The organism is Azonexus hydrophilus (assembly GCF_001956855.1).
GTDB classification, from domain to species: domain Bacteria; phylum Pseudomonadota; class Gammaproteobacteria; order Burkholderiales; family Rhodocyclaceae; genus Azonexus; species Azonexus hydrophilus_A.
In genome coordinates, this window is the sequence record NZ_MTHD01000004.1 from 113,644 (window position 1) to 137,697 (window position 24,054).

The 24,054-nt window shown below is 62.7% G+C and carries 21 protein-coding genes and 2 tRNA genes; 5 read left to right on the top strand and 18 right to left on the bottom strand.

Annotated elements, in window-relative coordinates; all coding sequences use genetic code 11:
• Positions 1 to 2: 2 nt before the first annotated feature.
• From BJN45_RS11815 to BJN45_RS11850, 8 genes are all read right to left on the bottom strand, one after another.
• The gene (locus tag BJN45_RS11815; RefSeq protein ID WP_076095483.1) at positions 3 to 2,627 is read right to left on the bottom strand and encodes a hybrid sensor histidine kinase/response regulator; all 2,625 of its coding nucleotides are present in this window, start codon (positions 2,625 to 2,627) and stop codon (positions 3 to 5) included.
• 232 nt (positions 2,628 to 2,859) lie between these two features.
• Positions 2,860 to 2,935, bottom strand: a tRNA-Ala gene (locus tag BJN45_RS11820).
• Positions 2,936 to 3,003: 68 nt separating this feature from the next.
• Positions 3,004 to 3,999 carry an L-threonylcarbamoyladenylate synthase gene (locus BJN45_RS11825; protein ID WP_076095485.1) on the bottom strand — a complete coding sequence of 332 codons (996 nt, stop codon included), beginning with the start codon at positions 3,997 to 3,999 and terminating at the stop codon, positions 3,004 to 3,006.
• Positions 3,999 to 5,150 carry a 5-(carboxyamino)imidazole ribonucleotide synthase gene (locus tag BJN45_RS11830; RefSeq protein ID WP_076096094.1) on the bottom strand — a complete coding sequence of 384 codons (1,152 nt, stop codon included), beginning with the start codon at positions 5,148 to 5,150 and terminating at the stop codon, positions 3,999 to 4,001. The genes BJN45_RS11825 and BJN45_RS11830 overlap by 1 nt, the downstream gene beginning before the upstream one ends.
• Before the next feature lie 5 nt (positions 5,151 to 5,155).
• Positions 5,156 to 5,653 carry a 5-(carboxyamino)imidazole ribonucleotide mutase gene (gene purE, locus BJN45_RS11835; protein ID WP_076095487.1) on the bottom strand — a complete coding sequence of 166 codons (498 nt, stop codon included), beginning with the start codon at positions 5,651 to 5,653 and terminating at the stop codon, positions 5,156 to 5,158.
• On the bottom strand, positions 5,653 to 6,522 hold the full coding sequence (gene folD / locus BJN45_RS11840; RefSeq protein WP_076095489.1) for a bifunctional methylenetetrahydrofolate dehydrogenase/methenyltetrahydrofolate cyclohydrolase FolD: 870 nt from the start codon (positions 6,520 to 6,522) through the stop codon (positions 5,653 to 5,655). The genes purE and folD overlap by 1 nt, the downstream gene beginning before the upstream one ends.
• Before the next feature lie 72 nt (positions 6,523 to 6,594).
• A complete protein-coding gene (locus BJN45_RS11845; protein ID WP_076095492.1) occupies positions 6,595 to 7,206 on the bottom strand; it encodes an indolepyruvate oxidoreductase subunit beta in 612 nt (203 codons plus the stop codon).
• The gene (locus tag BJN45_RS11850) at positions 7,203 to 9,089 is read right to left on the bottom strand and encodes a thiamine pyrophosphate-dependent enzyme (RefSeq protein WP_076095495.1); all 1,887 of its coding nucleotides are present in this window, start codon (positions 9,087 to 9,089) and stop codon (positions 7,203 to 7,205) included. The genes BJN45_RS11845 and BJN45_RS11850 overlap by 4 nt, the downstream gene beginning before the upstream one ends.
• Positions 9,090 to 9,368: 279 nt before the next feature.
• On the opposite strand from BJN45_RS11850, the gene aceE reads away from it, so the two are divergent.
• The 4 genes from aceE to BJN45_RS11870 all read left to right on the top strand — a co-directional run bounded on the left by aceE (position 9,369) and on the right by BJN45_RS11870 (position 16,036).
• Positions 9,369 to 12,035, top strand: a complete 2,667-nt coding sequence (gene aceE / locus BJN45_RS11855; protein WP_076095496.1) for a pyruvate dehydrogenase (acetyl-transferring), homodimeric type — start codon at positions 9,369 to 9,371, stop codon at positions 12,033 to 12,035.
• 14 nt (positions 12,036 to 12,049) lie between these two features.
• Positions 12,050 to 13,678 carry a dihydrolipoyllysine-residue acetyltransferase gene (aceF, locus tag BJN45_RS11860; RefSeq protein ID WP_076095498.1) on the top strand — a complete coding sequence of 543 codons (1,629 nt, stop codon included), beginning with the start codon at positions 12,050 to 12,052 and terminating at the stop codon, positions 13,676 to 13,678.
• A gap of 10 nt (positions 13,679 to 13,688) precedes the next feature.
• Entirely contained in the window at positions 13,689 to 15,455 is a 1,767-nt protein-coding gene (gene lpdA, locus BJN45_RS11865) for a dihydrolipoyl dehydrogenase (RefSeq protein ID WP_076095500.1), read from the top strand.
• An 89-nt stretch (positions 15,456 to 15,544) separates the two neighbouring features.
• Positions 15,545 to 16,036, top strand: a complete 492-nt coding sequence (locus BJN45_RS11870; RefSeq protein ID WP_076095502.1) for a thioesterase family protein — start codon at positions 15,545 to 15,547, stop codon at positions 16,034 to 16,036.
• Here BJN45_RS11870 and ppk2 read toward each other — a convergent pair.
• The 3 genes from ppk2 to BJN45_RS11885 all read right to left on the bottom strand — a co-directional run bounded on the left by ppk2 (position 16,033) and on the right by BJN45_RS11885 (position 17,927).
• Positions 16,033 to 17,142, bottom strand: coding sequence for a polyphosphate kinase 2 (ppk2, locus tag BJN45_RS11875; RefSeq protein ID WP_076095504.1), 1,110 nt, complete (start codon positions 17,140 to 17,142; stop codon positions 16,033 to 16,035). The two genes, BJN45_RS11870 and ppk2, sit on opposite strands and share 4 nt — an antisense overlap.
• A 58-nt stretch (positions 17,143 to 17,200) precedes the next feature.
• Positions 17,201 to 17,656: a SixA phosphatase family protein gene (locus BJN45_RS11880; RefSeq protein WP_076095506.1), complete on the bottom strand. Its 456-nt coding sequence runs from the start codon at positions 17,654 to 17,656 to the stop codon at positions 17,201 to 17,203.
• Between the two features lie 70 nt (positions 17,657 to 17,726).
• A complete protein-coding gene (locus tag BJN45_RS11885; RefSeq protein WP_076095508.1) occupies positions 17,727 to 17,927 on the bottom strand; it encodes a hypothetical protein in 201 nt (66 codons plus the stop codon).
• Between the two features lie 124 nt (positions 17,928 to 18,051).
• On the opposite strand from BJN45_RS11885, the gene BJN45_RS11890 reads away from it, so the two are divergent.
• The gene (locus BJN45_RS11890; RefSeq protein ID WP_076095510.1) at positions 18,052 to 18,282 is read left to right on the top strand and encodes a hypothetical protein; all 231 of its coding nucleotides are present in this window, start codon (positions 18,052 to 18,054) and stop codon (positions 18,280 to 18,282) included.
• 39 nt (positions 18,283 to 18,321) lie between these two features.
• On the opposite strand, the gene BJN45_RS11895 is transcribed toward BJN45_RS11890, so the two are convergent.
• The 7 genes from BJN45_RS11895 to BJN45_RS11925 form a co-directional block, all read right to left on the bottom strand.
• Positions 18,322 to 19,086, bottom strand: coding sequence for a class I SAM-dependent methyltransferase (locus BJN45_RS11895; protein WP_240494564.1), 765 nt, complete (start codon positions 19,084 to 19,086; stop codon positions 18,322 to 18,324).
• A gap of 22 nt (positions 19,087 to 19,108) precedes the next feature.
• Positions 19,109 to 19,294: a hypothetical protein gene (locus BJN45_RS11900; protein ID WP_076095514.1), complete on the bottom strand. Its 186-nt coding sequence runs from the start codon at positions 19,292 to 19,294 to the stop codon at positions 19,109 to 19,111.
• Positions 19,295 to 19,411: 117 nt separating this feature from the next.
• Positions 19,412 to 19,487, bottom strand: a tRNA-Phe gene (locus BJN45_RS11905).
• Positions 19,488 to 19,577: 90 nt separating this feature from the next.
• Positions 19,578 to 21,095, bottom strand: a complete 1,518-nt coding sequence (locus BJN45_RS11910; protein ID WP_240494565.1) for a sensor histidine kinase — start codon at positions 21,093 to 21,095, stop codon at positions 19,578 to 19,580.
• Entirely contained in the window at positions 21,073 to 21,744 is a 672-nt protein-coding gene (locus BJN45_RS11915) for a response regulator transcription factor (RefSeq protein WP_076095516.1), read from the bottom strand. Before BJN45_RS11915 ends, BJN45_RS11910 begins: the two co-directional genes overlap by 23 nt.
• 239 nt (positions 21,745 to 21,983) lie before the next feature.
• Positions 21,984 to 23,666 carry a cation acetate symporter gene (locus BJN45_RS11920; RefSeq protein ID WP_076095517.1) on the bottom strand — a complete coding sequence of 561 codons (1,683 nt, stop codon included), beginning with the start codon at positions 23,664 to 23,666 and terminating at the stop codon, positions 21,984 to 21,986.
• A complete protein-coding gene (locus tag BJN45_RS11925) occupies positions 23,663 to 23,980 on the bottom strand; it encodes a DUF485 domain-containing protein (RefSeq protein WP_076095519.1) in 318 nt (105 codons plus the stop codon). Before BJN45_RS11925 ends, BJN45_RS11920 begins: the two co-directional genes overlap by 4 nt.
• Positions 23,981 to 24,054: the final 74 nt, after the last annotated feature.

A 24,054-nucleotide genomic window follows, 5' to 3' on the forward strand; every position in this document is an offset into this window, starting at 1 on the left:
CTTCAAGGGCGGTGACGACCGCCGCGCCAGCGTGCCAGCGTCGAGAACAGCACCTCGGGCTCGAAGGGCTTGCTGATGTAGTCGCTCATCCCGACCGCCAGACATTTCTCCCGGTCGGTGCTCATGGCGTTGGCGGTGATGGCGATGATCGGAATATCCGCGGATATTTCCTCGCGAATGCGCCGGGTCGCCTCATAACCGCTCATCACCGGCATCTGGCAATCCATCAGCACCACATCGAAGCGCTCCGCCCTGAGCCTATCCAGAGCCTCCTGCCCATCACCGGCAACGACCACTTCGGCACCCGCGACTTCGACCAGCAAATCCAGGGTCACCTGCTGGTTGATTTCGTTGTCTTCAGCCAGCAGGATGCGCATGCCGCTGATCGGCGACGCCCGCTCAGTACGCGCATCGTCCTTTTCCTCGATGACGACAGGGGCAGAGGCGTTGCCGAAGACATTGGTAAAGCTATCGAGCAGTGACGACGCGCTCACCGGCTTGGTCAGGTAACCGTCGAGGCCATACTGAACAACACGCTGCTGAACCGCTTCGTTGCCATAGGCGGTCACCATGATGATCCTCGGCTGGACGATGCCGGGAGACTGACGAATGCAGCGCGCCGCCTCGAAGCCATCCATCCCCGGCATTCGCCAGTCCATCAGGACCAGGTCGAAAGGCGAGGAATCCGTACAACGCCGCAGTTCGGCCAGCCCCTCTTCGGCAGATGCCGCCAGCCTGGGGCGATAGCCCAGACTGACCAGCAGGGCATCGAATATTTCCCTGGCCGTGGGACTGTCGTCGATGACGAGAATGCGCAGATGCCGGATATCCGGTGCCGGCAGCCGCTCCACCACAGCGCCACTGGCGCTGCCGAACGCAGCCGTGAAGTAGAACTCGCTCCCTCGGCCCACTTCGCTGCGGACGCCCATTTCACCATGCATCAGATGCACCAGCTGCTTGCTGATCGCCAGCCCCAGCCCCGTACCGCCGTACTTTCGCGTCACCGACGCATCGGCCTGACTGAAGGGCTGGAAAAGCTGTGCAATCTGTTCCTCGCTCATGCCGATGCCGGTATCGCGAACGGAGAACAGCAGCTTGACCGTCCCGGCATCCGCGCCGACAAGTTTTACCGTCACGACGACGATTTCGCCGCTGTTGGTGAACTTGACGGCATTGCCGCACAGGTTGATCAATATCTGGCCCAGCCTGAACGGGTCGCCAACCAGACGGCGGTCAACATCGCCGGCAGTATTGATCAGGAACTCTAGGCCTTTTTCCTGCGCCTTGGGCGCGATGAGCGAAGTCACATGCTCGAGCACATCCTCCAGCTGGAATTCGATCCATTCCATCTTCAGCTTGCCCGCCTCGATTTTCGAAAAATCGAGAATGTCGTTGATGATGCCCAGCAAGGCACCTGCCGCCGACCTGGCCTTGCCCAGGTAGTTTCGTTGCTGGCCGGTGAGCTCGGTACGCAAGGCCAGGTCCGTCATGCCGATGATGCCGTTCATCGGCGTGCGTATTTCGTGACTCATGTTTGCCAGAAACTCGCTCTTGGCTATCGTCGCCGCCTCCGCCTGCTCCCTCGCCACCTGCAACTCTGCTGTCCGTCGGGCGACCAGTTGTTCAAGCTGCGACTGGTACGCCTTCAACGAAGCCTCGGCCTCGATCTGACGCAGCAGTGCGGCCCGTGCCACGAGGACCAGGAACAGCGACACCAGCGCGATCAGCACGGCGGCGCTGCCATACCAATACACGTGCCGCCACCATTCGGCGAGATAGTCATCCTCGGCAATCGCCGCCAGCACATACAACGGGTAATCGCCAACCTGGCGGAAACTGTAGATCCGCTTGACCCCGTCGGCCGGGCTGTACTCGTCGTAGACGCCCTGCCTGACACCCTGCGCCCGCAGCCGCGCCACCGGATGATCCGGCATGGCCTGCCCCATGTTTGCTTCGAGCCGCGGATGACGAACCATCAGCCGCATCCCGGCATCGCGCATCAGAACCGTGCCACGCGCCCCCATATTGACCGATGCGTAGAACGTTTCCAGTTGCTCGAGCCGCAACACCACGCTGACGATGCCGGCAAACCGGCCGCTGTCATCGGTAATTCGCCGGCTCAGCGAAATGCTCCAGGTCCCGTTGGCGCGTGAAACCAGTGGCGGAGAAATGATCAGCCCGGACGCTCTGTCATCCCGGTGCATCCGGAAATAATCCCGATCCGAAATATTGACCTCCGGGACCGTTGCCAGAGAACTGTGCCGGAATTTTCCGGCAGCATCGACGATATGGATCGCATGCGCCTCCGGCAGCGCAGCCCGTTTCTCGCCGAGCAGCCCCGAAAATGACCCGGCAGAGGCGTTTGCCAGCCTGATTTCCTGGCCGGGTCCCACTTCCAGGTGACCAAGGACATCCTTCAGCATCAGATCAACTTTCTCGACGACTGCCAGCGCATGCTGCTCGAGAATGATGCTTACATTTTCCGTTTCCCGCAGTACCTGGCGCTCCAGATTCCGTCGCTCATCGAACAGGCTGAGACTGATCAGAATGGAAAACCCCAGCGAACTCAATGCACCGGCCAGCATGACGAGCCGGAACACGGGCACCCCGCGAAGCCTGTTGATCATGTTTCAATTCCATCACGACGCCGTTGCGCACCGGCAAGCCGGGGCACGTCGACATCAGTCTCCTCCGGATTTATCCCGGACAAGCGGTCCCGGACATGACCGGCTTGTCTTCCAGCAGATGCTGGTGTTTTGTTTGAGTATAAGTTCGGCGTCGACGAATGGCAAAAGCATTAATCGCGAGTTTCTGGCGGCAGGAACGACAAAGGCCAGAGCAAGCTCTGGCCTTTGAAACTGGTGGACCGAATGAGGATCGAACTCACGACCTCCGCATTGCGAACGCGGCGCTCTCCCAGCTGAGCTATCGGCCCGTAGAGCCCGCATTATAGTTAGCGCCGGGAGGTTTCCACAAGCGCGCCACATTGCGGGGAAAACAAAATCAGGTTTGGCCTGCGCCAGCCGCTGCCCGGCGCAGGCGGTCGGCAACGGCGGTCCATTCGGCGCCGGTCGGCAGTGCCTCGACGACGATCAGGTCGACGCCGGCATGGTCCATGTCGCGCAACGCAGCGTAAAGTTCGTGGGCGTAGCCGACCGGGTCGGCCGGCAGCATCCGCCAGGCGTGCGGCATGCCGGCCTGCGGTGGCTGGTTGGGGCTGATCACGGCACACGTGCCACCGCGGTGGCGCTGGGCGTTGATGAAATCGAGCAGACGCTCGCCGGCAATCATCCGCAACGGCGTCGTCGGTGCGTAATGCGCGGCCAGCGAACCGGAAACGCGCGGTGCGCCGTCGCTGGTTTCAATCGCCGGCAGGCGGCCGAGTACGGCTTCCAGGTGCAGCGGCGAAATATGGCCGGGGCGCAGCACCACCGGTTCGCTGCGCGAGCAGTCGATGATCGTCGATTCGATGCCGACCGCACAGGGGCCGCCGTCGAGGATCATCGGGATGGTGCTGCCGAGTTCTTCTGCGACATGCGCGGCGGTGGTCGGGCTGATGCGGCCGAAGCGGTTGGCCGATGGCGCGGCGATGCCGGCACGCTTGCCCCGGACGGCGGCAAAACGGCGCAGCAGTTCGAGGGCGACCGGGTGTCCGGGCACGCGCAGGCCGACGGTATCCTGGCCGCCGGTTACGGTCGACGGCACCCAGGCCTGCTTTTTCAGGATCAGCGTCAGCGGACCGGGCCAGAAGGTTTCCATCAGCTCCCAGGCAACCGCCGGAACATCTTCGGCCCATTCGTCTACGGCATCGTGGCCGGCGAGGTGAACGATCAGCGGATGATCGGCGGGGCGGCCCTTGGCGGCAAAGATTTTTGCCACCGCCGCCGGATTGGCCGCATCCGCCCCCAGCCCGTACACCGTCTCGGTCGGGATCGCGACCAGCTCACCGGCGACGAGCAGGTCGACGGCGCGCTGGTAATCGGCGTCCGCTGGCGTCATCAGTCCTTGATGCCAATGGCGGCACGGGCGGCGAGTGCCGTCTTCTGCACGGCTTCGGCGTTGTCGCCGATGACCGTGAAGTGGCCCATCTTGCGCCCCGGACGGGCGTGGTGCTTGCCGTAGAGGTGCAGCTTCAGGTTGGGAATGGCGTGCAACACCGACCAGTCGGGTTCGCGGTAGGTATCGCCGGGTTTGCCATTTTCGTACCACAGGTCGCCGAGCAGATTGACCATCACCGACGCGGAGTGAGCGCGCGCTTCGCCCAGCGGCAAGCCGCACAGCGCCCGCACCTGCTGTTCGAACTGGTCGGTGACGCAGGCGTCGAGGGTGTAGTGACCGCTGTTGTGCGGCCGCGGCGCCATTTCGTTGACGATCAACCGGCCGCGGCTGACAAAGAATTCGACGCCCATGGTGCCGACGTAGCCGAGCTTTTCGGCAATGCGCGCGGCGATGTCTTCGGCGTCGCTGGTCAGGCAGCCGGTGGTCCGCGCCGGCACGATGGAGACATCGAGGATGCCGCGGGTGTGCTGGTTCTCGCCGGTCGGGAAGCAGGCGACCTTGCCCTGCAGGTCACGGGCGAGGACGACCGAGACTTCGTAATCGAGCGTCAGGCGCTGTTCGAGCACGCATTGCTCGCCGTTGAAATGGGCGAAAGCAGCAAGCGCTTCGTCACGGTTGTTCACCGTCGCCTGGCCCTTGCCGTCATAACCGAAGCGGGCAACCTTGAGGATTGCCGGGAACAGTTCGTTCGGCGCGGTTTTCAGGTCATTTTCGCTGTCGACCGCAATAAACGGCCCGTGCGGAAAACCGTTGTCGCGCAGGAAGGATTTCTCGCTGACACGATGCTGGCAGACCGCCACCGCCGCCGCGTGCGGACGCACCGGCACGAATTTGGCGAGGTAATCGAGCGTCGCCGCCGGCACGTTCTCGAATTCGGTGGTGACTGCCGCGCAACCGGCAGCAAACTCGTCGAGAGCGGCGTAATCGCCGTAATCGACGCAGAAATGGCGCTCGGCGATCTGCCCGGCCGGGGAATTCCGGTCCGGGTCGAGGACCCAGACCTGGTAACCCAGTTCGTGCGCGGCACTGACGAAAAAGCGGCCAAGCTGGCCGCCGCCGAGCATGCCCAGCGTTGCGGGCGGGAGAATCATGGTGTTCATGCTTCGGGCAGTTTCATCGCCAGGACCTTGTCGGTCTGCGCCTTGCGGAAGGCCTGCAGTTTCTCGTTCAGCGCCGGGTCTTCATTGGCCAGCATGGCAATGGCGAACAGCGCGGCGTTGGCGGCGCCGGCCTCGCCGATGGCGAAGGTGGCAACCGGGATGCCCTTGGGCATCTGCACGATGGAATGCAGCGAATCGACGCCGGACAAGGCCTTCGATTGCACCGGCACGCCGAGCACCGGGACGATGGTCTTGGCGGCGAGCATGCCTGGCAGGTGGGCTGCACCGCCGGCACCGGCGATGATCGCCTTCAGACCACGCGGACCGGCAGTTTCGGCGTATTCGAACAGCAGGTCGGGCGTGCGGTGGGCGGAAACGACGCGGGCTTCGAAAGCAACACCGAAGTCCTTGAGCATGACGGCAGCGGCCTGCATGGTCGGCCAGTCGGAGTCGGAACCCATGACGATACCGACGGCAATCTTCTTTTCAGACATCAGCGCAACCCAGCCTTTCTTTCAGCGGCCTCGATGGTATTGGCCAGCAGCATGGTGATGGTCATCGGGCCGACGCCGCCCGGTACCGGCGTGATCTGCCCGGCGACTTCGAGACAGCCGGCGTAATCGACGTCGCCGCACAGTTTGCCCGCATCTGGCCCATCTTGCAGACGGTTGATGCCGACGTCGATGACGACGGCGCCCGGCTTGATCATGTCACCGGTGACGAACTTCGGCTTGCCGACCGCGGCAACGACGATGTCGGCGCGGCTGGTGTGAAATTTCAGATCGCGGGTGCGCGAGTTGCAGACGGTGACGGTGGCACCGGCATTGATCAGCAGCAGCGCCATCGGCTTGCCGACGATGTTGGAGCGGCCGATGACGACGGCTTCCTTGCCGTTCAGATCAACCTTGCCCTGCTCGAACATCTTCATGACGCCGTACGGCGTGCACGGAATGAACCGCGGATTGCCCTGGGCCAGCGCTCCGACGTTCTCGGCATGGAAGCCATCGACGTCCTTGTCGGCAGAAATGGCTTCGAGCACCTTCTCTTCGTCGAAGTGCTTCGGCAGCGGCAGTTGCACGAGAATGCCGTGAATCGCCGGGTCGGCGTTCAGCTCGGCAATCTTTTTCAGTACGGTTTCCTGGTCGACCGCAGCATCGTAAGTAATCTTCTCGGAATGCATGCCGATGGCCAGGCAGCCATTGACCTTGTTCTTCACGTACACCTGGGAAGCCGGGTCCTCGCCAACCAGAATGACCACCAGACCGGGCTTGTGCCCTTTGGCCGTCAGGGTTTCCACGCGGGACTTGAAGCCTTGCCGGAGTTCTTCCGCCAGCGCCTTGCCGTCAATGATATGTGCCGTCATCGTCGTATCCGTCAAAAAGAAAAGGGGAAAGGCGACTGCCTTTCCCTTTGATTCGGCGCGGATTTTACCAGATTACGCGAGCGCTGCTTCAGCCGCACCCACGGCCGCCCGTCCGGCCTCGAATGCCCGCCGGTTGAGCTCGACCAGTTTCTCGCCCTTGCGCGCGAAACGCTGAAGCACGCAGGCCAGCAGCGTTTCGGCACCAAACGGCAGATGATCGGCAATGGCGCCGAGCATGACGGTATTGCCGAGGCGGATGTCGCCCAGCTCCTGGGCGATCGTCGTCGCGTCGAAGGCGACCACCTTGTTGCCGGATTTGCGGATTTCGGCCAGCGGGTCGTCGGGATAATCAAAGAGTCCGAGTTCGACCACCGGCGGCACCAGCCGGGCGGTGTTCATCAGCGTGATGCCGCCGCGCTTGAGCATGTGCTGCCAGCGCATCGCCTCGGCCGACTCGAAACCGAGCAGTACGTCGGCGGTGCCCGGGGTGATCTGCGGCGACAGCACTTTTTCCCCGAAACGCAGGTGCGACGAGACGACGCCGCCGCGCTGGGCCATGCCGGCGACTTCGGTCTTCTTGGCGTCGTGCCCCAGCGCGATGGCGGCTTCGGCGAGGATTTCGGTGGCGGTCATGACGCCCTGCCCGCCAATGCCGACGACGAGGATATTGGTCGTTGCACTCATGCTGAACAGCCTCCCTTGATGAACTGCAGCGGCGCAGTCGGCACGTGATGGACGATCGCCTTCGGCGCGCAGGGCTGGACGCACAGGCCGCAGCCGGTGCACACCGAAGTCTCGATGCGGACGAAGGCGAGATCGACTTCCTTGCCGCTCGGTTTCACTTCCTTGCCACGCCGCGTCACGTGAATGGCCGGGCAGCCGACGTCGATGCAGTTGCCGCAACCGGTGCACTTGTCGTCGATTACCTCGAACGGTTTCAGCTTGTGATAATCCTTGATCAGCACACAGGGCTGGTCGGTGATGATCACCGACACGTCGGGCACTTTCACTTCCTCGCGGATGGTCTTGAACAGCACCGGCAATTCGTAGGGATTGACGACGTGGATGCGCTCGTCCTTGACGCCCAGCGCCGACACCAGCTTGGCGAAGTCGATGCGCGGCGCTTCGTCGCCATGGATGTCGCGGCCGTTGCCCGGGTTGTCCTGGCCGCCGGTCATGCCGACGGCGCGGTTGTCGAGCAGCAGGACGGTGACGTTGCCCTTGTTGTATACCATGTCGAGCAGGCCCTGCATGCCCATGTGCAGGAAAGTCGAATCGCCGATCACGGCGACCACGCGCTTGTCCTTGTCGGCCTCGCCGCGGCCTTTATCCATGCCCAGCGCGATGCCCATCGACGCGCCCATCGACACGCAGGTGTCGAGCGCGTTCCACGGATGCCCGGCGCCCAGCGTGTAGCAGCCGATGTCGCCGGAGATGTTGAGGTTGCGCACCTGCGACAACGTGTAATAAACGCCGAGGTGCGGGCAGGCGACGCACATCGTCGGCGGCCGCGGGAACACCGGCAATGCTGCGGTCAACGGTCCGGCAACGGCATTTTCCGGCAATGCTTCACCGAGCAGTCGGGCAATCGCCGGCTTCAGCACATTCGGCGCCAGTTCGCCCTGCAGCGGCAGGATTTCCTTGCCGATGACCGCCAGCCCCTGCGCCTTCAGTTCGGTCTCGACCAGCGGTTCGACTTCCTCGACGATGACCACCTGGTCAACCAGTGCAGCCAGTTCGCGGCACTTGGCGAACGGAAGCGGATGCGAAAAGCCGAGCTTGAGCACCGGCGCGTCCGGGAAGGATTCCTTGACGTGCATGTAGGCCGGGCCGGAGGTGATGAAACCGACACGGCGGTCGCTGCCCGGCTCGATGCAGTTCAGCGGCGAACTCTCCGCCACCACCCGCAGATCGCGCTCGCGCTGGAACATCAGCGGAATGCGCTTGCCGGCATTGCCCGGTACCATGACGAAGCGCGACGGATCTTTCTTGAAGCCAAGGCCCGTATGAGCCACGCGCTCGCCGACGGTGACCAGCGACTTGACGTGGTTGATGCGCGTCGTCATGCGCAGGATCACCGGCACTTGGAACTGCTCGGACAAGGCAAAGGCGTCGAGCGTCATCGCGTAGGCTTCCTGCGAATCCGCCGGCTCGAATACCGGCACATGCGCGAAACGCCCCCAGTAGCGCGAGTCCTGCTCGTTCTGCGACGACGACAGGCCGACGTCGTCGGCAATGGCGATCACCAGGCCGCCGCTGACACCGGTCAGCGTCAGCGTCATCAGCGCATCGGAGGCGACATTCATGCCGACATGCTTCATGCAGCAGAACGCCCGCGAGCCGGCATAGGCGGCGCCGATGGCGACTTCCAGCGAGACCTTCTCGTTGACCGACCACTCGGCATACAGATCCGGGTAGGTGGCGATTTCTTCCAGCATCTCGGTGGACGGGGTACCGGGGTAGGCGGCGGCAACCTTGACGCCGGCCTCCCATACGGCCCGGGCGACGGCTTCGTTGCCGGACAAGAGAAGCCGGCTGGCGGCCGGGGCGGGCATGACTGCAGCCATGAATGCTCCTGATAGCGAATGCGGAACCCGTAATTATAGAAACGCCGCAACAAGGCAATTTGATACAGCGCAAGTCATTGCGGATTTGTTTTTGTTTCACATTCGACGCGCAAATTTTTCAATCATCGGCCATTCAAATTATTGCACGATGCGAATTTTGTTTTTACAATGCGGAAAGAACACTAGGTGTAAACACGGGGTGTGATCCTCCGTGCAAAGCGTTAAAGTTGTCCTGCTCAACCGGCAAGACAGAATGAAAACCAACGTAGGAGACAAACCATGGCCGACCAGCCGAACGCCCTGCCCGACACGGACCCGCAGGAAACAAAGGAATGGACCGACGCGCTTGAAGGCGTCATCAGCAACGAAGGGCCGCAACGAGCCCACTACCTGATCGAGACGCTGATCGGTCAGGCCCGCGAAGACGGCATCGACATCCCGTACTCCGCCAATACCGAATACATCAACACCATCCCCGCCGCCCAGCAGCCCAAGTACCCGGGCAATCCGGACATGGAAATCAAGATCCATTCCTACATCCGCTGGAACGCCATGGCCATGGTCGTGCGCGCCAACAAGGACACCAACGTCGGCGGCCACATCGCTTCCTTCGCTTCGGCTGCCGCGCTGTACGACGTCGGCTTCTCGCATTTCTGGCGCAGCATCAACGATCCGTCCGGCGGCGACCTGATCTTCTTCCAGGGCCACTCGGTACCGGGCGTCTATTCGCGCGCCTTCATGCTCGGTCGCCTGACCGAGGAACAGATGGACAACTTCCGCCAGGAAACCGACGGCAAGGGCATCTCGTCCTACCCGCATCCGTGGCTGATGCCGGACTTCTGGCAGTTCCCGACCGTCTCCATGGGCCTCGGCCCGATCCAGGCCATCTACCAGGCCCGCTTCATGAAGTACCTCGACTCGCGCGGCCTGGCCAAGGCCGGTGATCGCAAGGTCTGGGCCTTCCTCGGCGACGGCGAGACCGACGAAGTTGAATCGCTCGGCGCCATCGGCATGGCCGGGCGGGAAAAGCTCGACAACCTGATCTTCGTCATCAACTGCAACCTGCAGCGCCTCGATGGCCCGGTGCGCGGCAACGGCAAGATCATCCAGGAACTCGAATCCGAATTCCGCGGCGCCGGCTGGAACGTCATCAAGCTGATCTGGGGCACCCACTGGGATGCGCTGTTCAACCGCGACAAGAAGGGCATCCTCAAGAAGCGCATGATGGAACTGTGCGACGGTGAGTACCAGACCTTCAAGGCCAAGAATGGCGCCTACGTCCGCGAGCATTTCTTCAACACGCCGGAACTGCGTGAACTGATTGCTGACTGGACCGACGACGATGTCTGGAACCTGAACCGCGGCGGCCACGACATCTTCAAGATCTTCGCCGCCTACAACGCCGCCGTGACCCACAAGGGCGCCCCGACGCTGATCCTGGCTAAGACCATCAAGGGCTTCGGCATGGGCCAGGCCGGCGAGGCAATGAACATTTCCCACCAGCAGAAGAAGATGGACAAGGAGCAGATCGCCCGCTTCCGCGACCGCTTCGGCCTGCCGGTGCCGGACGACAAGCTCGAAGAACTGCCCTACCTGACCTTCGCACCGGAATCGGAAGAATACAAGTACATGCAGGCGCGCCGTGCCGCGCTCGGCGGTTACCTGCCGCAGCGCCGGCGCAAGGCCGAGCCGCTGGCGATCCCGTCGCTCGACAGCTTTGCCGCACTGCTCAAGGCATCCGGCGAAGGCCGCGAACTGTCCACGACGATGGCCATCGTCCGCATCATGAACATGCTGCTGAAGGACAAGAACGTCGGCAAGAACGTCGTGCCAATCGTGCCGGACGAGTCTCGCACCTTCGGCATGGAAGGCATGTTCCGCTCGGTCGGCATCTGGAACCAGCAAGGCCAGAACTACGTGCCGGAAGACCACGACCAGCTGATGTTCTACAAGGAATCGAAGACCGGCCAGGTGCTGCAGGAAGGCATCAACGAGTCGGGCGCGATGAGCGACTGGATCGCCGCCGCCACGTCGTACTCGGTGCATAACGTCCAGACCATTCCGTTCTACATCTGCTACTCGATGTTCGGCATGCAGCGCGTCCTCGACCTGTGCTGGGCGGCTGGCGACCAGCGCGCCCGCGGCTTCCTGATCGGCGGGACCGCCGGCCGTACGACGCTGAACGGCGAAGGCCTGCAGCACGAAGACGGCCACAGCCTGATCCTGTCCAACCTGATCCCGAACTGCATCTCCTACGATCCGACCTTCCAGTACGAAGTCGCCGTCATCGCCCAGGACGGCATGCGCCGGATGTTCCAGGAACAGGAAGACGTCTTCTATTACCTGACGGTGATGAACGAAAACTACGAGCACCCGGAAATGCCGGTCGGTTCGGAAGCCGACATCATCAAGGGCATGTACTCGTTCAGGAAGGGCGCCGACGCCACCGGTCCGCGCGTGCAACTGCTCGGCTCCGGCACCATCTTCCGCGAAGTCATCGCCGCCGCCGACCTGCTCAAGCAGGACTGGGGCGTCGAGTCCGACCTGTGGGGTTGCAGCAGCATGAACGAACTGGCGCGCAACGGTATCGACACCCAGCGCTGGAACATGCTGCATCCGCTGGAAGAACCGAAACTGTCGCACGTCGAACAGAAACTGGCTGGAGCCAAGGGCCCGGTCATCGCTTCGACCGACTACATCAAGCTGTTCTCCGAGCAGATCCGTCCCTTCGTCAAGGCGCCGTACGTGACGCTGGGCACCGATGGTTTTGGCCGCTCCGACACCCGCGAGAAGCTGCGTCATTTCTTCGAAGTCGATCGTCACTGGGTGACGCTGGCTGCCCTCAAGGCACTGGCCGACAACGGCGAAATCAAGCGCGAAGTCGTCGCCGCCGCCCTGGTCAAGTACAACCTTGACCCGAACAAACCCAACCCGATGTCGGTTTAACAGGGAGAGACAACATGAGCCAGATCATTGAAGTCAAAGTCCCGGACATTGGCGATTTCGACAGCGTTCCGGTCATCGACCTGTTCGTGAAGGTCGGCGACAGCATCAAGGTCGACGACGCGATTGCCACCCTCGAATCCGACAAGGCGACGATGGACGTACCGTCCACTGTCGCCGGCGTCGTCAAGGAAGTTTTGGTGCAGGTCGGTTCCAAGGTCAGCGAAGGTGTCGTGCTGATCAAGGTCGAAGCCGGCGCAGCCGCCGCTGCGCCAGCACCGCAAGCTGCAGCCCCGGCGCCCGCCCCCGCTCCCGCTGCCGTCGCAGCACCGGTTGCCGCCCCGGCAGCGGCTGGTGGTGTGGTCGAAGTCAAGGTGCCGGATATCGGCGATTTCGCCGAAGTCCCGGTCATCGAGCTATACGTCAAGGTGGGCGACAACATCAAGGTCGACGATGCGATCGCCACCCTCGAATCCGACAAGGCAACGATGGATGTTCCGTCCACCGTCGCCGGCACGGTCAAGGAAGTGCTGGTCCAGATCGGTTCCAAGGTCGGCGAAGGCACGGTACTGATCAAGGTTGAAAGCGGCGCTGCACCAGCTGCTGCCGCACCGCAGGCTGCTGCACCGGCACCTGCACCGGCCGCCGCCGCGCCAGTTTCTGCCCCGGCCAGCACGTCGACCGCAGCAGCCGCACCGGCTGCGCTGGCACCGGCGCTGCCGATCGGCTCGAAGGTTCACGCCTCGCCGTCGATCCGCGCCTATGCCCGCGAACTCGGTGTCGATCTGGCCAAGGTAGCAGCCACCGGTCCGAAAGGCCGCATCGTCAAGGAAGACCTGACCAAGTACGTCAAGGGCGTGATGTCCGGTGCCAGCGCTGCCCCGGCCGCTGCCGGCGCCAGCCTCGGCGGCGGGCTTGATCTGCTGCCGTGGCCGAAGGTCGATTTCGCCAAGTTCGGCGAGATCGAAGTCAAGCCGCTGTCGCGGATCAAGAAGATTTCCGGTCAGAACCTGTCGCGCAACTGGGTGATGATCCCGGCCGTGACCTACCACGAAGATGCCGACATCACCGACCTCGAAGCTTTCCGCGTCCAGTTGAACAAGGAAAACGAGAAGTCCGGCAACAAGCTGACCATGCTCGCTTTCCTGGTCAAGGCCTGCGTCAAGGCGATGCAGCGCTTCCCGGAATTCAATGCCTCGCTGGATGGCGACAACCTGGTGCTGAAGAAGTACTTCAACATCGGCTTCGCCGCCGACACGCCGAACGGCCTGGTCGTCCCGGTGATCAAGAACGCCGACAAGAAGGGCGTTTTCGAGATTGCCAAGGAATCCGGCGAGCTGGCCAAGCTGGCCCGTGACGGCAAACTGAAGCCGGCCGACATGTCCGGTGCCTGCTTCACCATTTCCAGCCTGGGCGGTATCGGCGGCACCTACTTCGCGCCGATTGTGAACGCGCCGGAAGTCGCCATCCTCGGCGTCAACAAGTCGGCCATGAAGCCGGTCTGGGACGGCAAGCAATTCGTGCCGCGCCTGACCCTGCCGCTATCGCTGACCGCCGACCACCGCGTCATCGATGGCGCGCTGGCGACCCGCTTCAACGTCTATGTCGCCGAACTGCTGGCCGACATGCGCCGCATGATCGTTTAAGGGGAACGCGATGAGCCAGATTATTGAAGTCAAGGTCCCCGACATCGGCGATTTCGCCGAAGTGCCGGTCATCGAGCTGTTCGTCAAGGTGGGCGACAGCATCAAGGTCGACGAGGCCATCGTCACGCTGGAATCCGACAAGGCGACGATGGATGTACCGTCGCCGGTCGACGGCGTGGTCAAGGAAGTGCTGGTCCAGCTCGGCGCCAAGGTGGCCGAGGGCAGCCTGCTGATCAAGGTCGAAACCGGCGCCGCAGCCGCAGCGAGTGCTCCAGCCCCGGCCGCCGCGCCGGTCGCCGCTCCCGTTGCCGCACCGAGCGCTGCCAGCCATGGCGGCTCGGCCGATCTCGAATGCGAGATGCTGGTCCTCGGCGCCGGCCCCGGCGGCTATTCCGCCGCCTTCCGCTCAGCCGATCTGGGCATGAAAACGATCATCGTCGAGCGTTACGCAACGCTTGGCGGCGTCTGCCTGAACGTCGGCTGCATCCCGTCGAAGGCGCTGCTGCACGTCACCGCCGTCATGGACGAAAGCAGCCACCTGGCCGATGCCGGCGTCAGCTTTGCCGCACCGCAGGTCGATATCGACAAGCTGCGCGCGCACAAGGAAAAGGTCGTCGGCAAACTGACCGGCGGTCTGGCCGGCATGGCCAAGGGGCGCAAGGTCGACATCGTCCGCGGCTACGGTCACTTCCTCGATCCGCACCATATTGAAGTCGAGGAAACCACCGGCAACGGGCAGGAAAAGACCGGCGCCAAGAAGGTCATCAAGTTCCAGAAGTGCATCATCGCCGCCGGTTCGGCCGCCGTGCATCTGCCCTTCATCCCGCGCGACCCGCGCATCGTCGACTCGACCGGCGCACTCGAACTGCGTTTTGTCCCGGAGAAGATGCTGGTCATCGGTGGCGGCATCATCGGCCTGGAAATGGCCACGGTGTATTCGACGCTGGGCGCCAAGGTCGATGTCGTCGAAATGGCCGACGCGCTGATGCAAGGTCCGGATCGCGACGCGGTCAAGGTCTGGGAAAAGCTGAACCTGTCGCGTTTCGACAAGATCATGCTGAAGACCAAGACGGTTGCGGTCGACGCCAAGGACGACGGACTTTACGTCAAGTTCGAAGGTGAAGGCGCGCCAAGCGAACCGGTCAAGTACGACATGATCCTGCAGGCTGCAGGCCGTGCGCCGAACGGCAAGAAGTTCGCCGCCGACAAGGCCGGTGTCATCGTCGACGAACGCGGTTTCATCCCGGTCGATGCCCAGATGCGCACCAACGTCCCGCACATCTTCGCCATCGGCGATCTGGTCGGCCAGCCGATGCTCGCCCACAAGGCGGTGCATGAGGCGCACGTTGCCGCCGAAGTCGCCGCCGGCCAGAAATCGGCCTTCGATGTCCAGGTCATCCCCGGCGTCGCCTACACCCACCCGGAAGTCGCGTGGGTTGGCTACACCGAAGACCAGGCCAAGAAGGAAGGGCGCAAGGTCGAAACGTCGAAATTCCCGTGGGCCGCTTCCGGTCGCGCCATCGCCAACGGTGCCGACTACGGCTTCACCAAGCTGATCTTCGATGCCGAAACGCACCGCATCATCGGCGGCGCCATCGTCGGCCCGTCGGCTGGCGACATGATCGGCGAAGTCTGCCTGGCGATCGAGATGGGTTGCGATGCCGTCGATATCGGCAAGACCATCCACCCGCACCCGACACTCGGCGAATCGATCGGCATGGCCGCCGAAATCGCCCACGGCACTTGCACGGACGTTCCGCCGCCGCGCAAGAAGTAAGGTCCTCTGCGTTACGCTAAGTTGTTGTTTTAGCGTTCGTCTTGGGCGACGGCTAACGCCGTCGCCCTTTTTTATGCTAAAAACGGCGGATGCCCAATACCGCCCATCCCCCCCGCCGCTCCGCAGCAGAACAGGCCCGCCTTGAAGCCACGCTGCGCGACATGTTCGAACACCGCATCTGCTTTAATGAAGTGCTTGGCCTGAAGGTCGTCTCCTTCGATCCAGCCGCAGCCCGCCTTGAATTCGCCATGCGGCCCGAACTGATCGGCCATTACCTGCATGGCCGCCTGCACGGCGGCGTGATTGCCGCCGCCCTCGATACCGTCGGCGGCTTTGCCGCGGTCGTCGGCATCGCCGAAAAGTTTTCCAGCGAATCCGCCGAACAGGTCGCGCACCGCTTCGGCCGCATCGGCACCATCGACCTGCGCACCGACTTCCTGCACCAGGGCATCGGCAAGACATTCACGGCCACCGGGCGGATCACCCGCCTCGGCGGCCGCATCGCGTCGATCCAGATGACGCTGGAGAACGAAACCGGCCTGCTGATCGCGACCGGCAGCGCCGCCTACGTCGTCAGTTAAATCAGCGCCACCGACTGCTCGCCGCGCTCATACACCACGTTGGCGCGACCGACGATCAGCGGATCGAGATTGCCGATCCGCGCCGTATCCTTGTTCGTGTACGGCAACTTGTGCAGGACGTAGCGCAAGGCATTCAGCCGTGCCCGTTTCTTGCAGTTCGACTTGATCACCGTCCATGGCGAATCCGCCGTGTCGGTGTGGAAGAACATCGCTTCCTTGGCCTTGGTGTAGTCGTGCCACTTGTCGAGCGAAGCCATGTCGATCGGTGACAATTTCCATTGCTTGAGCGGATGCACCTTGCGCTCGCGGAAGCGGCGGCGCTGCTCTTCCTGGCTGACCGAGAACCAGAACTTGATCAGGTGCGTGCCGTTCCTGACCAGCATGCGCTCGAACTCCGGCGCCTGACGGACGAATTCGCCATATTCCTGATCGGTGCAGAAACCCATGACCCGTTCAACACCGGCCCGGTTATACCAGGAGCGGTCGAACAGCACGATTTCACCATTGGTCGGCAGATGCTGCACGTAGCGCTGGAAATACCATTGGCCACGTTCCATCTCGGACGGCTTTTCCAGCGCGACAACACGGGCGCCCCGCGGGTTCAGATGCTCCATGAAACGCTTGATCGTGCCCCCCTTGCCCGCTGCGTCGCGGCCTTCGAACAGGATCACCACCTTCTGCCCGGTTTCCTTGACCCAGGCCTGCAGCTTCAGCAACTCGACCTGCAGCCGGTATTTCTGGCGCTCGTAGTTGCTGCGCTGCATCAGATTCTTGTAGGGATAGCCCCCTTCGCGCCAGTCCTTGGCCAGCTCCTCATCGGGATTGACAATGGCGTCGTCGACGACGATACGCTTCTGCTTGAGCAGGCTCTTCAGCATCAGCAGCGCTTCCTCGTCCGGCGAATTGGCGAGGATATCGCGCATCGCCGCCATTTTTGCCTCTTGCGCGGCGTCGACCGCAGCATGCACGGTGAACCCCTCGATCCCGGCCGGCGTCTGCACCGGCGGCACATCGCCGCTGGCCACCGGGCGCTTGCGGGTCGTGCGGGTACGAGGTGCGGGAGTTGCGGTCGACGGTGCAACCGTCTTCTTTTTCGCGGTAACCATGAATGCCCCTTGTCGGCGTTGCCAAAGGGTCTATTTCACGCCGAAGGTCAGCGCTTGTCTAGTCCAGCAGTTCGACCGGAATCACCGCCCGCAGGACAGTCTGCGTCTCACCCCGGCGCAGACGGTTGCTCAGCCACCAGACGGCGCCCTTCTTGATGCTCCAGTCGGCTTCGTGGCCAGCCAGCAACAGCGACGCCAGATGCCCCAGCGACGGCTGATGACCGACGATCAGCACCGAACCCTGTGCGTCGGGCCAGCCGCTGGCAGCGATCAGTTCGGAAACGCAGGCTTCCGGTCCGATTTTCCGGTGGGTTTCAAAAGGCAGTTTCAAGGCTTCGGCAGTCTGCTGCGTCCGGATGGCCGGGCTGACGATGATGCGCATATCCTTCGGCTGATTCTCGTGCAACCACGCCGCCATGCGCCGGGCCTGGCGCTCGCCGCGTTCGGTCAAACGGCGCTTCATATCGTCTTCGCCATCTTCGGCTTCGGCATGACGCCACAGCAACAGATCCATTCTGACCTCCGGAAAAGCCGGCATTATGTCACCCGGATGTTACCGCAGCATTTCAACCCGGCCCACAGCTTCAGGCAAACAGATCCGGTTGCGGTTCACGCAGGCTGTCGCGGCTCACCGTCAGGCGCACATTGACGCCCTTGCGGCCGATCGCATCGACGACCATCCGCCCGGCCCGGGCTTCGGCCACGACAATGACGTTACGCGTCCGGACCTTCGTCCGACCGACGTAGAGCGCCAGGCTACCGGGGGTGGGGATCCATTTGGGCATGGCGCATGATAACGGTGCCGGAAAAAACTGTCAGCCCATACCTTGCCGGCACACGGTGCGACTTGACGCTCGCATGCCCCTGTCCCCATACTTGTGCGAAAACAGGAACGCGGAAGGAATCGCCATGCAAGCCGAAAACAGCCAGGCCGCGGAAAGAAACGAAACGGCCAATGAGCTCTCGAAATTGTTTGCCATCGTTCAGGAAATGGGACGCAGGCTGGCCAACGAAACCCATGGCGACGCCTATGACCTGGTCCGTGAACTGAACGAACTGCTGCACCAGACTCGTGCCAAGATCAAGCAGATCGAGGAACACCCGGAATTCAATTCCACTGACGATTTACCCCCGGCGTAAGCACCCCGGCAGGTCACCCATCCCGTCTTGCCACGGCTGTCATGGCCTGGATTTCAGGGTCTTTCGCGCATAGACATCATACCGGCTGGATTTCCCCTCCAGCGCATAGCCAGGTAATGCACCATCGATGGCCGGCGCCTTGCGCGGCCGCTTGACGACCACACGATGCGTCGCCAGCGCCAGCGCCGCCTGCAACAATTGCGCAGCATCGTCGTCGGCACCGACCAGCGGCCGGAATACGCGCATTTCCTTTTTCACCAACGAGCTTTTCTCGCGGTGCGGAAACATCGGGTCGAGATAGATGACCTGGGGCGGCTCCAGCGACCAGTTCCGCATCAAATCGATGGCGTTGCCGAGGCACAAGTGCATGCGCCCGATGATCGGCCCCACTTCCGGGTCGGCAACGGCACGCGCCATGCCGTCGGCGAGCAAGGCGCCAACCAGTGGATTGCGCTCGACCAGCGTGACGCTGCAACCCAGTTGGGCGAGCAGAAAGGCATCGCGACCCAAGCCCGCCGTGGCATCGAGAACCGTCGGGCGTACGCCCGGCTGGATACCGACCGCCTTGGCGATCATCTGGCCGCTGCCACCGCCATGCTGACGGCGATGCGCCACCGCGCCCTCGAGGAAATCGACGCGCACCGGGCCGGACGCCCCTGCCCCGAGTTCCTGCAACTGCAAGCCATCAGCCCCCAGTTGCAAGGCAAACCCGGCCTCACCGGTTTGCGGCAGGCCAAGCGCTTCGGCCAGCGCGACCACCCTGCCCGCAAACGCCGGCGCCAGGGCCTCGATGCGAACAGCCACGCTGCTGCTCACAAGTCCGGCCTCAGAGTTCGGAGCTTGCCGCACCTGAAGGCATGGCGCTGGCAGCTTCTGCCGGGGGCGACGCCACGTCTGCCCCAGAATCCTCGCTGGCTTTGCCGGCCAGCTTCTGGCGGCGTTTCTCTTCCTGCTTGCTCTTCTTGGCGAGGTCTCTCTGGCGCTTTTCGAACTGGTAGTTTGGTTTGGCCAAGGGGCCTCCTCTGATCGCCGATATGGCGGAAGAACGGGTAAGTGGAAGCATGCCACAATGCAAAACGCCAACCGGGTGAGGGTTGGCGTTTTTCCCTCGAATTTCGAGGGGGTGTTCTGGTGGCCAATCGCGGAATCGAACCACGGACACGCGGATTTTCAATCCGCTGCTCTACCAACTGAGCTAATTGGCCAAAAGGAGGGCGCATTATAGCGAGGTGAATCGGGCTCCGCAAGGACATATTGCATTTTTCAGGCACTCACACCCGCTGCAGCAGCGGATATCACGGACCCAGCGGCGGCGACTGGCGATACAGCTCCGAATAGTCTTCGGGCGGCGGCGGTGGCGGCAATGGAGGGAACCAGGCGGCGAAGGCAATCCGGGCAACCGCCCCCTTGCCACGCGGATTGGGGCGAAGACTGGCGCGGGTGCCGTGCTGGTTGGCAATTTCCTGGACGATGGCAAGACCGAGGCCACTGCCTTCGGTGGTGGCATCATCGACTCGATAGAAACGCTCGAACACCAGTTCGGCCTGCTCTTCCGAGATGCCGACACCGTCATCCTCGACCTCCAGCACGATGGTGCTGCCGACATCGATGATCCGGCAGGTGACGTGGCCGCCGGAGGGGGTGTAGCGGATGGCGTTGTCGATCAGGTTCTTGGCCAGTTCACGCAGCAGGAACGGGTTGCCGGTAATCATCGCCTTGCCGGCGGACTCGTAGCCGAGATCGATGTTCTTTTCCAGCGCGATGATGACCCAGTCTTCGACCACCTCGCGGACCAGTTGGGAAATATCGGTCGGTTCGTGTTTCTGCTGGCCGATTTCGCTGCCTTCCGTTCGCGCCAGTGTCAGCAGCTGATTGACCAGGCGGCCGGCCCGGTCGACGCCGGTGGCGATCTGGCGCAGCGCGTGCCGCAGCGCGGCGGGATCGGTTTCGCGGGCGGCGAACTGGGCCTGGGTCTTCAGCCCGGTCAACGGTGTCCGCATCTGGTGCGCAGCGTCGGCAACGAAGCGTTGCTGCGCCTCGACGTTACGCTTCATGCGCTCGAGCATTTCGTTGAAGGCCTCGACCAGCGGCTCCAGCTCTTCCGGCACCCGGCGGGTGGCGATGGGCGAAAGGTCGGCCGGGTCGCGGTCCTCGATCGTGTTGCGCAGCCGGGTCAGCGGGCGCAGGCCGCGCGACAGGCCGAACCAGACCAGCATGACCGCCAGCGGAATGATGATGAACTGCGGCAGGATGACGCTGGCGACGATACGGTTGGCCAGTTGTGTCCGTTTTTCGGTGGTTTCGGCGACCTCGACCAGCACCCATTGCTCCACCGGCATCTGCGAATCGGCGAGGTAGGAATAGGCAACACGAATGTCCTGGCCCTTGTATTCCATGTCGCGGAAATAGATTTCCCCCGGCACGATTCCGGCCATGCCGGTGAAAGTCGGTGCCGGCAGATCCATGTCACCAACGAGCAGCTTCTGGTCCTGGGTCAGGACATGGAAATAGACGCTGTCGAGTTCATCGGCGCGCAGCATCGCACGCGTCGAAGCGTGCAGGGAGATCACCGGCTTGCCTTCAACCAGCTGAACCTGGCGGCTGATCGTGGCGACATGCTCGCGCAGCGATTGGTCGTAAGGAAAATTGGCGACGTTGTTGGCGAAGTAGTGCGTAAACGCAATACTCAAGGGCCAGACGAACAGCAACGGCGCCAGCATCCAGTCGAGGATCTCGCCAAACAGCGAGCGCTCGGTTTCCGGCGACATCGGGCCACCGCTGGCGGCGGCGCTATTCGGTTTGCGGTCGCTCAAGGCAATAACCCAGCCCGCGCACCGTGGCGATCTTCACACCGCCTGGCTCCAGCTTCTTGCGCAAGCGGTGTACGTAAACCTCGATGGCATTGTGGCTGACCTCTTCGCCCCAGCCGCACAGATGGTCGACCAGTTGATCCTTGCTGACCAGGCGCCCCATGCGGGTCAGCAGCACTTCGAGCAAACCGACTTCGCGCGCCGACAGGTCGAGCGAAGCGCCATCGATCTGGGCCACACGGCCGACCTGGTCATAGCTCAGCGCACCGCACTGGATGGTCGGTGCAGTCCCGGCGGAACGCCGGGTCAACGCACGGACACGGGCCTCCAGCTCGGCCAGTTCGAAGGGCTTGACCATGTAGTCGTCGGCCCCGAGATCAAGACCCTTGACCCGGTCATGGGTACCGTCGAGCGCCGTCAGGATCAGCACCGGCAACTGCGAGTTGCGTGAGCGCAGGCGCTTGAGGACATCAAGCCCGGACAGTTTCGGCAGGCCGAGATCGAGAATCAGCAGATCATAGGAAACGGTGAGCAGCGCCGTATCGGCATCCAGGCCATTGGCCGCCCAGTCGACGGCGTAACCCGCCTGACGCAACGAACGGGAGAGGCCATCGGCAATGATGGCATCGTCCTCAGCAATCAGAATTCGCATGTTTCGAACCACCCTTTGCTGGCGTAAGCATTTTGTAAGCCGGCCGCAGTAATCTGAGCGGGCTGTTCTCCTTTTATGGTCTTGGAGTTCGAGGCGCAAGCCCCGACTCAGGGGGTGACCCGATCCTGCACTGGGTAGCCCCCTACCGTTTTTTTCCCCTGAAGCCTGACAAGTCTAGCAAATAAAAGCGCCGGCGGTTTTCCTGCACGGCGAGGCGTCGACCGCAGGATTGTGAAGCGCTAGTGCGAGCGCGGCGCCGAGGCACCGATCCCGGTTTCCGAGCGAATCAGCTGATCCTGAAACAGCGCACGCTCCCGGCACGCCTGCGGCGAACGGTCGAGCAGCGAAATCCCCCAGATCGCCAGGAAAGCCAGCGGCATCGAAACGATCGCCGGTGAAGCATACGGGAACAATGCCGAACCCGCCGGATTACCGAGCACGCTTTCCCAGACCACCGGCGAAAGAACTGTCAGCAACAGTGCCGAAAACAGGCCGAGAAAACCGCCGATCGTCGCCCCGCGGGTCGTGCAATCCCGCCACAGCACGGCCATGAAGAGCACCGGGAAATTGGCCGAGCAGGCGATCGAGAACGCCAGCATCACCATGAAGGCCACATTCTGGTGTTCGAAGACGATACCGAGCACGACAGCCACCAGACCCAGCGAGAAGGTCGTCAGCTTGGACACCCGCCGCTCTTCTTCCGACGTCGCCGCCCCCTTGCGCAGTACCGTGGCGTAAAGGTCATGCGAGACCGCCGATGCGCCGGACAGCGTCAAACCGGCAACCACGGCAAGAATGGTGGTGAAGGCGACCGCTGCGATGAAGCCGAGGAACAGATCGCCGCCGAGCGCGCTGGCGAGGTGGATGGCCGCCATGTTGGCGCCGCCCTGCAAGCCGTTGGCAACCTTGCCGCCGATGAAATACGGGCCGGGATTGGCGACCAGACTGACGATGGCGCCGAAGCCGATGATGAAGGTCAGGACGTAGAAATAACCGATCCACAAGGTCGCCCAGGCAACCGACTTGCGCGCCTCGCGGGCATTGGCCACAGTGAAAAAGCGCATCAGGATGTGCGGCAGGCCGGCGGTGCCGAACATCAGCGCCAGCCCGACGGAAACAGCCGACACCGGGTCCTTGATCAAGCCGCCGGGGGCCATCAGCGCATCCTTCAGGACATGCAGGTCGGTCGCCCGGGAGAACAGCGCATCCGGATTGAAACCGACGCCGAACAGCACCGCCAGCGCCATCAGCGTGGTCCCGGCCAGCAACAGCACTGCCTTGTTGATCATCACCCAGGTGGTCGAGGTCATGCCGCCCAGCAGCACGTACATCATCATGACGATGCCGACCATGATCACCGCGTAGGCGTATTCGAGCCCGAACAGGATCTTCACCAGTTGTCCGGCACCGACCATCTGGGCGATCAGGTAGAACAGCACGACCAGCAGCGAGCCGAGCGCGGCCAGGCTGCGCACCGGCTTCTGCGAGAAGCGGTAGGCGGCGACATCGGCAAAGGTGAATTTGCCGAGATTACGCAGGCGCTCGGCCATCAGGAAGGTAATCACCGGCCAGCCGACCAGCCAGCCGATGGAAAAGATCAGGCCGTCGAAACCGCTGACGAAAACCAGGCCGGAAATACCGAGGAAGGACGCCGCCGACATGTAGTCGCCGGCAATCGCCAGACCATTTTGAAACCCGGAAATGCCACCCCCGGGCGAATAGAAATCGGCGGATGAACGGCTGCGCGCCGTCGCCAGCCGCGTCATCCACAAGGTCGCACCGACGAAAAAGATGAAAGTAGTGATCGCCGACCAGTTGGTCGGCTGGCGCGGCCCGAGCCCGACCGAAGGCATCGCCACCGCAACGCCGGCCACCGCCAGCGTCGCCGCAACCAGCACCAGATACCTGGCCAACAGCGTCATTTCAGCGCCTGCCGACGGATTTCCATCGACTCCTCATCGAACTCGCGATTGGCCCGACGCACATATATTGCGGTCAACCCCACCGTCAGGACAATAATCGACAGCCCCAGCGGCACGCCGACGGTTACCGTCATGCCCGCGAAAACCGGGGTAGCGATCCAGTCCGGACGAAAGGCAACCAACAGAATGAAGGAGAAGTAGGCGATCACGACCAGTGCCGCCAGCGAAAAGGCAAAACGGTTACGTTTCCTGACCAGCGCCTGAAAACGCGGATTTTCCCGGATATGAACGCAACTCGCAGCATGCTTTTGCATGAAGACTTCTCCATCGGACCCAAGGCCCGGTGACGCAAAGGCCGCAAGAATAACGCATTCCGGAAAATGGTGCG

Coding starts and splice junctions, on each gene's coding strand:
- BJN45_RS11815 (WP_076095483.1), bottom strand. CDS start 2,627: ATGATCAACAGGCTTCGCGGGGTGCCCGTGTTCCGGCTCGTCATGCTG.
- BJN45_RS11825 (WP_076095485.1), bottom strand. CDS start 3,999: ATGACGCCAGCGGACGCCGATTACCAGCGCGCCGTCGACCTGCTCGTC.
- BJN45_RS11830 (WP_076096094.1), bottom strand. CDS start 5,150: ATGATTCTCCCGCCCGCAACGCTGGGCATGCTCGGCGGCGGCCAGCTT.
- purE (WP_076095487.1), bottom strand. CDS start 5,653: ATGTCTGAAAAGAAGATTGCCGTCGGTATCGTCATGGGTTCCGACTCC.
- folD (WP_076095489.1), bottom strand. CDS start 6,522: ATGACGGCACATATCATTGACGGCAAGGCGCTGGCGGAAGAACTCCGG.
- BJN45_RS11845 (WP_076095492.1), bottom strand. CDS start 7,206: ATGAGTGCAACGACCAATATCCTCGTCGTCGGCATTGGCGGGCAGGGC.
- BJN45_RS11850 (WP_076095495.1), bottom strand. CDS start 9,089: ATGGCTGCAGTCATGCCCGCCCCGGCCGCCAGCCGGCTTCTCTTGTCC.
- aceE (WP_076095496.1), top strand. CDS start 9,369: ATGGCCGACCAGCCGAACGCCCTGCCCGACACGGACCCGCAGGAAACA.
- aceF (WP_076095498.1), top strand. CDS start 12,050: ATGAGCCAGATCATTGAAGTCAAAGTCCCGGACATTGGCGATTTCGAC.
- lpdA (WP_076095500.1), top strand. CDS start 13,689: ATGAGCCAGATTATTGAAGTCAAGGTCCCCGACATCGGCGATTTCGCC.
- BJN45_RS11870 (WP_076095502.1), top strand. CDS start 15,545: ATGCCCAATACCGCCCATCCCCCCCGCCGCTCCGCAGCAGAACAGGCC.
- ppk2 (WP_076095504.1), bottom strand. CDS start 17,142: ATGGTTACCGCGAAAAAGAAGACGGTTGCACCGTCGACCGCAACTCCC.
- BJN45_RS11880 (WP_076095506.1), bottom strand. CDS start 17,656: ATGGATCTGTTGCTGTGGCGTCATGCCGAAGCCGAAGATGGCGAAGAC.
- BJN45_RS11885 (WP_076095508.1), bottom strand. CDS start 17,927: ATGCCCAAATGGATCCCCACCCCCGGTAGCCTGGCGCTCTACGTCGGT.
- BJN45_RS11890 (WP_076095510.1), top strand. CDS start 18,052: ATGCAAGCCGAAAACAGCCAGGCCGCGGAAAGAAACGAAACGGCCAAT.
- BJN45_RS11915 (WP_076095516.1), bottom strand. CDS start 21,744: ATGCGAATTCTGATTGCTGAGGACGATGCCATCATTGCCGATGGCCTC.
- BJN45_RS11920 (WP_076095517.1), bottom strand. CDS start 23,666: ATGACGCTGTTGGCCAGGTATCTGGTGCTGGTTGCGGCGACGCTGGCG.
- BJN45_RS11925 (WP_076095519.1), bottom strand. CDS start 23,980: ATGCAAAAGCATGCTGCGAGTTGCGTTCATATCCGGGAAAATCCGCGT.